Source organism: Anaerotignum faecicola, assembly GCA_024460105.1.
Classification (GTDB): domain Bacteria; phylum Bacillota; class Clostridia; order Lachnospirales; family Anaerotignaceae; genus JANFXS01.
The window spans coordinates 1-533 of sequence record JANFXS010000135.1 but is presented as its reverse complement, the minus strand read 5'-3'; the positions used below and the strand labels follow the sequence as shown (position 1 = coordinate 533).

General features: G+C 30.6%; 1 protein-coding gene. It reads right to left on the bottom strand.

All coding sequences use genetic code 11. The features are described from left to right. On the bottom strand, positions 1-330 hold a 330-nt coding region (locus NE664_13140), incomplete at its 3' end, for a hypothetical protein (protein ID MCQ4727577.1). Positions 331-533: the final 203 nt, after the last annotated feature.

The window sequence follows — 533 nt, the reverse complement described above, 5'->3', positions numbered from 1 at the left end:
ATCAAGCCCCTGCATTTGGTCTCTAAAGCTTTTTATTAAATTTTTTCGTGCAGTACCCATTTGCCAGATATATTCATCCAGCCACAGGGTATTTATCACACCAAAAATCTTAGCTAATTTTCGAATCACTTTTAGTCCAAGCACAATAGGATTCTTATCAAAATAGTACCAAACAGAATCATCACCAGAAAAGGTTCTTCCAAAAATGTCAATATTCTTAATTTGCAGATCAGAAGCTCCTTCTTTACGGCATAAATACTCTGTACACGAAAACAATAGGGGATCACCTAAATTCTTACTATAGTATTCACCCAGAAGCCCTATTTTCATAAATTTCCCCTCCCTGTGTAGAACATCTTAATTTTATCTTTATATATAATTATTGCTTCACAGCAAAGTAACACAATAAATATGCCATTATAAAACAAGTTAAATGAAAAATAAATTTTACATGAGAATAATACCTGAAAAAACAGAGCGACTAATAATTTCCAATTAACTTTGATATAAACATACTTTTTAATTAACAAAAA